The following is a 6,000-nucleotide window of genomic DNA, read 5'->3' as shown; positions in this document are numbered from 1 at the left end:
CGCGCTATACGAATCAGCATCCAATTCAACAACCTCTGCTCCATCAGCGAATGCCCCATTACCAATGGAGGCAAATGCTTGCGGAACTATGAACAGGCCGGAGAGCAAGGTCCATACATACATACGAACCCTGAATCCATTACAAAGAGCCACCATAATCAAGAAACAAACGCCCCAGGAACCGGATTTAAACCAAGCGCCTGCCTCAAAACAGCCCAATGCATCGCTTCGTCGCCCAAGATGCTGGCAGCAGCAGCAGATAAGTCTCTATTATCAAAAAGTGGGACAGCACCAAGGTATGCACTAACTGCACCCTGCTCCAATCCGGCCGCAAACGCCAACACGTCACGCTCTTTTTTCAACTGTGAAACAGGGAAATTATACTGTGTAGGCGCAGCAGGTACAACGCCGCCCAATGACGTAATTGTTGCAGCCAAGACATCCGCGTGTTCTTTATGATGCCCCTGAAAAGCGACAGCAACATCAAGCACACCCTTAGACAACAGCCCACTCTCAGCACCTAATTGATATGCAGCTATTGCTTCTCGCTCTGCACCAAGTGCTGTGCTCAATATTGTTACATCACCATGTTCATTTGCTTTGTATTTACTGGCTAACGCTTCTTTGCCACCAATTAAGGCTACCGCTGCAGCGGACAAACCAGCAGCGCCAGATCCAATCAAGAATTTACGTCTACTTGCCTGAGATGTATCAATATGATTAATCATGTTTTTAGAAAAATCTGTCATAGCTGTTCCCTTCATACAAAATAGAGGCAGCATGCCTCATATAAGTAAGAGATGTCAGCTAGCGGCAGAAAGTTCCCTGATCTTTATCTTTTTGCAAATTTTCCTTAAGGCGTATGCTTCCATCATGCACCTTATGAAGTTACTTTCTAAGTATGTGAGCCTTCTGCGCGGCGAAAGGCCATAAACTCGCGTCGACTTTTAGGGCCAAACGTCAGAAAGTGTGGATCTGCATTGTCTTTTGCATTTGCCTTAGCCAATGCGAACTTATCTTTTGACTGCATGTGAGCCACTTTCGCTACGTCTATTTTGTATGGCTTTGTTGCATTTAACCCAAACACTTTCGCTCTAAGCGATGGTGTCATTTCTGGGTATCCATAACGTTCCCGAAACTCTTCTGATATTTGGAACGAACGAAAAGCCTGTATTTGATCCTGCGGTGAGCCATACCAGATAGAGTCAGTGCCCCAAATCACATTGTCTTCACCCACATATTTTAACAATTTCCCCATCCCATGCGCAGCAGAATCAGGGTTTTGCATTAATATGCGCCACGTTGTGCCAAGATCCGCGTATACATTACTATTGGGCGCAACATCATTATCCAGCATCGACTGAACCAAAGCATCCACGCCGTCCTTACCAGCACCAGGGGCAAAGGCTGCTTCGTCTTGCCCAGGGACATAGCCCGAGTGATAAATAAGGAAATTCAAGTCAGGGTATCGTTTCGCAACAATACCAATATCATCGCAGCGGCTATGCTCATAAGATCTTCGACCAAATGGTATACCTTTGTGGACGGCAATGTTTCGAATGCCGAGCGCACGTGCCTTCTCTAGAAAGGGAATTCCTGTATCTTCGTCATGCAGCCAAAAGCCTTTTCCGTCAGGGCCCCACTGCGTGTATGTTTTCCATGCTGACACTTTCCAGCGCTCAGCAAGTTCATCCATCGTTTCCAGATCACCAGCTTGATTAGGATTAACACGCCCATGCACGAGCAAGCGCTGCGTACCATCAGCATTCAACAAATTCTTTGTTACTTCAGCCTCTTCAATCGTAAGGGGCTCAGCATCAGCTGGAGATGGCACAAAAGTTAACACCATCATGTCAGTGTCGCTGTCAACGAAGACATCTTTTCTGAATTGATCGCCTGAAAGGCATTCAAGATAATCAAGCCCTTCGGTTTTATCCGGACACGCTTCTACTGCAGGCAAACCTGAAAATGGCTTCGCGCCTTCAGGGATTCCTTCACGCCACTTGCCAAACGGGTTGATAAAATGACCATGCACGTCGAAAATAAATTCATCGCCGCCTATCGCATCCTCAGCTGCACTGTTTTCATAGCGGGCTTCAGAAGCTATCTCAAAAAAACTTCCCGTTTTTCCCGCCGCTGCGTTTACAGCATTCACCGAAAGCAATGTGCTTGCAGCCCCGCACGCACCAACTAAAAATGAACGCCTGTCGTGCCCTAATTTGCGCGCAGCGTCATCTGCATCGAGCAATGCTTGTCTGTTGCCCTCAATATTGCGTTTTGAAAGTTCAAGCGGTGAAAATTCTCCATTGGATGCATTATCAATTTTTATTGGTAACCTGATACCATTTGGATCGTGAATATAACTGCGCATTGAACCCTCCCCTGTTGCACGCAGCATGTTTACATGCTTGCCAACAGATATCTATCGTGTTGCGTTCAAATGCATTTTTCACAAGGTGAAAATAAATACAAAGCTTTGCATTACTTAGCTGCATCGCGCTCGAAACGTTCAACAATATCCATAATCCGACCGCGCTCCATAAATTCACCGCGTGTTTGCTGAAGAGCTGAAAAGAATTGATCATCGAACAAGATTGCACCGCCGCTGCTACGCTGCTCAACATTATTTGCATAGCCAACTTGAGAAGCGCGCACTGGCGCAACTGGCGCCCATTGAAAACCTTTATCATATCCACGACTTGACGGTGCCAAACCAGGGATAACTGTTGACAAAATGCCCTGAACCGCTTGCCAGGCCTCTGGCGGCCGGTGCGCAGTAAAGGGAATTGCAGTACCCGCATCTTGAAAACTACGGTAAATAAGATCACCGCTCAGGCCAACTGCCGCTCGCGCCGCCTGCCCAAGAAACAAACGGTTCTGATAGTCTGTCATGCCCGCACCAGTATTTGACTTGGTAACAGACCCAAGAACCCAATCCGCCAATGACAAAACCGAACCATCATCTAATACAATATATGTATCCTTAAGATTATCGATCGTTGCTGGCAACTGCTTGAGCTTAAATCTTGGGTAAACAGGAATGGTCAAGGCTGACGATTCACTTTGAAATAATGGGTCGGATGTTTGCCCATCAGTATTTTGTGTTGAGTTTTGTGCGTTTCCTTGAAGCGATACAAACAACACAAGGCTGAATGCGGCGCACATAGCGCCCCTTAATCTATTCCCCCATTTGTCCCCATGTACTTTCATTGTACTCTTATAATTTGCTCGCTGCGTGACTCGGGCTTTTCTTTTTCTGTCTATTTTGTTATCGTAATTTAATTACTTATTTCTGTAAAACAATAATTATTGACGAAATTATGACCAATATTTCAAACAGTCTTCGCTTTCTTCGGATCGTTATACTAATTCTAGGCACCGTTATTATGATAGCACAATTGTGGTATTGGCTGTTTCCAGATACATTCTATTATATAGGCTTACCCAACACTGCTATCGAAGAGCACGGCGGTATAGCCTCTTTATCATCTACTGAATGGTGGGGAAGCTTCATTCTTACCTTCTTGCCTAACAGTGCAATACTTTATGCTTTATATTATCTCTATCGGTTAACGACTTTTCTGTCTGCCGGACAATGGTTTGAAGAAGTTTGCGAACAGTGTTGTAGCCATATATCTAAGAGCTTGTTTGTATATGTGGTCTTAAACATCACACACGCCACACTATTGGTTGTTTTGCTAACAATGGATAATCCTCCCGGCAAACGTGAATTTGCCATTGGGTTTGGTGGTGACGATTTGATGGCTCTTGTTTTAGCATTATTTGCGTTAACTATTGCTCACATGGTTCGATTGGCGCGCCAGCAGCGCGATGAACTGAACGAAATCATTTGAGGATGTTTTGTGCCAATTGTCGTTAAACTTGATGTTGTGCTCGCAGACCGGAAAGTAAAGTCGAAAGACCTTGCTGCCCATGTTGGTATCACAGAAGCAAACCTTAGCTTGTTAAAATCAGGAAAGGTACGTGGTGTACGCTTTGAAACAATTGCTGCCATCTGCGAATACCTACAATGCCAACCGGGTGACATCCTGTCTTATCAGAAAGATAGCTAACCCTCACCTACTAGGCACTTACCATTAATATTCACGGTAAAACACCGCTATTAATACATGAAACAATCTATACAACGCGGTGTAGATGAGGCAGTGTTGCGAAAGCACTGGGGGCTAAAACAAAAAGTACAGCTATGCGCATTTTACACGTTCTGGACCATTCTCTACCAAAACATAGTGGTTATGTCTTCCGCACAATGAACATCGTACGGCAGCAAAAAGTTATGGGGTGGGACCCTATACTTGTTACAACACCCAGACACGGGGCAAGCGATAGCGACATTGAAGAGATTGAAGGCTGGACATTTTACAGGTCCCGTAAAGCACGCGTGTCTCATAAAGCGCCTGCTGGCATTCGTGAAATCATGGAAATGCGCCGCACAACAATAAGACTAAAAGCACTAATCGAAGATTTGAATCCCGACATTGTGCATGCACATTCGCCTGTTTTGAATTTTTTCCCTGCAGCACATGCCGCAGGAGACCGACCAACAGTATATGAAATACGTGCTTTCTGGGAAGACGCTGCCGTTGATCATGGCTCAACCAAAGAAGGTAGCTTGCGCTACCGTTTTACACGATACATGGAAACACGCGCCATTCGTCGCGCAACAATGGTGACAACAATATGCGAAGGCTTACGTCGTGATATTGTTGAAAGAGGTATTCCAGAACAAAAAGTAACAGTAATTCCAAATGCCGTTAATGTAGACGCTTTTCAGCCCATCACTTCCCGGGATGAAAACCTTGTCAATCAACTCGGGTTGCAACGTAAAACTGTTCTGGCTTTTGTTGGTTCGTTTTACGCCTATGAAGGGCTTGAATTTCTCATTCGTGCCTTGCCCAAGCTTATTGAAATAAACCCGGAAACAGTATTGCTATTAGTGGGCGGCGGCCCATCGGAAAATGCAATGAAACAAGCTGTTGCGGAACTAGGGCTTGATAACCACGTTATATTCACTGGCAGAGTACCGCACTCTGATGTTAACCGATACTACAGTGTAGCAGATATTATGGTATACCCGCGCCATTCAATTAGACTTACAGAAACGGTTACACCGTTAAAGCCACTTGAAGCGATGGCATTAAAGCGCCTTGTACTCGCATCCAACATTGGTGGCCACCGAGAGCTCATAGAAGACGGCAAAACCGGTTTCATGTTTCAAGCCGATGATGCCCGCAGCCTAGCCACCACATATAAACACTTGCTTGCACAACAAGATAGTTGGAGTGATGTCTTAAGCAATGGCAGGCATTTTGTAGAAGATATCCGATCCTGGAAAAACAGCGTTGCCAACTATCAGGGTGTTTACGAAAAATGCCTCAAGATCAATGGTTAACGAAACAGCGACTTAAGCAGTAGCAATGTAGGCTTTTAACGCCTCTGCTTCTTGCTGAGTTTCTTCCATCCGCTCTTTTACAACATCACCAATTGAGATCATTCCAAGCAATTCACCTTTTTCGACCACAGGCACGTGCCTGATACGCCGTTCGGTCATCATTGTCATAATTTGACCAACACTTTGGTCAGTTGAGCATGTAACAACCGCCTTGGTCATTAATGTTTTTACACTATCCTTTAAAACGTCACCGCCGCGAATAGCTAGCCCACGCACTACATCACGTTCTGAAATAATACCGCAAAGCTTACCTTTTTTCATGATGGGTATCGCACCGATACGGCGTTCTCCAAGCAGTTTTGCAACATCAAGTACAGACACTGTTTCTTCCAGGGAGATAATTTCTGACTCTTTTGCCTCGAGAATTTTCCCTACATTCATAGTACATTCCCCTAATATGCGCCTCAAAAGAGGCCGAGTAGACAGGTTCGAATAGTATGCATAAAATAATGCCTCGGTGCAAAAGCAATTCACTCACACTTTGCATCAAACTGCTACAAACTGTCTCAATCAGTTGGCGGTTAAGC

The 6,000-nt window shown here is 45.1% G+C and carries 8 protein-coding genes (1 of these 8 running past the window's edge); 3 read left to right on the top strand and 5 right to left on the bottom strand.

Annotated features, from left to right (window positions below; genetic code table 11):
• From OEU88_RS15775 to OEU88_RS15760, 4 genes are all read right to left on the bottom strand, one after another.
• Window positions 1–156, bottom strand: the 5' portion of a protein-coding gene (locus OEU88_RS15775; RefSeq protein ID WP_394805282.1) for a c-type cytochrome. The gene continues 309 nt to the left of window position 1, outside the view; the window shows 156 of its 465 coding nt (coding positions 1–156); it begins with the start codon at window positions 154–156; its stop codon lies off the left edge, out of view.
• Window positions 157–158: 2 nt separating this feature from the next.
• Window positions 159–749, bottom strand: a complete 591-nt coding sequence (locus tag OEU88_RS15770; protein ID WP_262696175.1) for a ferritin-like domain-containing protein — start codon at window positions 747–749, stop codon at window positions 159–161.
• Window positions 750–895: 146 nt separating this feature from the next.
• Window positions 896–2,371, bottom strand: a complete 1,476-nt coding sequence (locus tag OEU88_RS15765; protein ID WP_262696174.1) for an amidohydrolase family protein — start codon at window positions 2,369–2,371, stop codon at window positions 896–898.
• Window positions 2,372–2,481: 110 nt separating this feature from the next.
• Entirely contained in the window at window positions 2,482–3,165 is a 684-nt protein-coding gene (locus OEU88_RS15760; protein WP_262696173.1) for a hypothetical protein, read from the bottom strand.
• 221 nt (window positions 3,166–3,386) lie between these two features.
• Here OEU88_RS15760 and OEU88_RS15755 point away from each other — a divergent pair, with 221 nt between their 5' ends.
• The 3 genes from OEU88_RS15755 to OEU88_RS15745 all read left to right on the top strand — a co-directional run bounded on the left by OEU88_RS15755 (window position 3,387) and on the right by OEU88_RS15745 (window position 5,413).
• Window positions 3,387–3,854, top strand: coding sequence for a DUF2975 domain-containing protein (locus OEU88_RS15755; RefSeq protein WP_262696172.1), 468 nt, complete (start codon window positions 3,387–3,389; stop codon window positions 3,852–3,854).
• A 9-nt stretch (window positions 3,855–3,863) separates the two neighbouring features.
• Window positions 3,864–4,073 carry a helix-turn-helix domain-containing protein gene (locus tag OEU88_RS15750; RefSeq protein WP_262696171.1) on the top strand — a complete coding sequence of 70 codons (210 nt, stop codon included), beginning with the start codon at window positions 3,864–3,866 and terminating at the stop codon, window positions 4,071–4,073.
• Window positions 4,074–4,207: 134 nt separating this feature from the next.
• Window positions 4,208–5,413, top strand: a complete 1,206-nt coding sequence (locus OEU88_RS15745; protein ID WP_262696170.1) for a TIGR04063 family PEP-CTERM/XrtA system glycosyltransferase — start codon at window positions 4,208–4,210, stop codon at window positions 5,411–5,413.
• A gap of 12 nt (window positions 5,414–5,425) precedes the next feature.
• Here OEU88_RS15745 and OEU88_RS15740 read toward each other — a convergent pair whose 3' ends face one another.
• Window positions 5,426–5,854, bottom strand: coding sequence for a CBS domain-containing protein (locus tag OEU88_RS15740; RefSeq protein ID WP_262696169.1), 429 nt, complete (start codon window positions 5,852–5,854; stop codon window positions 5,426–5,428).
• Window positions 5,855–6,000: the final 146 nt, after the last annotated feature.

The organism is Kordiimonas aquimaris, assembly GCF_025574485.1.
Classification (GTDB): Bacteria; Pseudomonadota; Alphaproteobacteria; order Sphingomonadales; family Kordiimonadaceae; genus Kordiimonas; species Kordiimonas aquimaris.
This window is presented reverse-complemented; position numbering and strand designations above follow the sequence as displayed.

Coding starts and splice junctions, on each gene's coding strand:
- OEU88_RS15770 (WP_262696175.1), bottom strand. CDS start 749: ATGACAGATTTTTCTAAAAACATGATTAATCATATTGATACATCTCAG.
- OEU88_RS15765 (WP_262696174.1), bottom strand. CDS start 2,371: ATGCGCAGTTATATTCACGATCCAAATGGTATCAGGTTACCAATAAAA.
- OEU88_RS15760 (WP_262696173.1), bottom strand. CDS start 3,165: ATGTGCGCCGCATTCAGCCTTGTGTTGTTTGTATCGCTTCAAGGAAAC.
- OEU88_RS15755 (WP_262696172.1), top strand. CDS start 3,387: ATGATAGCACAATTGTGGTATTGGCTGTTTCCAGATACATTCTATTAT.
- OEU88_RS15745 (WP_262696170.1), top strand. CDS start 4,208: ATGCGCATTTTACACGTTCTGGACCATTCTCTACCAAAACATAGTGGT.
- OEU88_RS15740 (WP_262696169.1), bottom strand. CDS start 5,854: ATGAATGTAGGGAAAATTCTCGAGGCAAAAGAGTCAGAAATTATCTCC.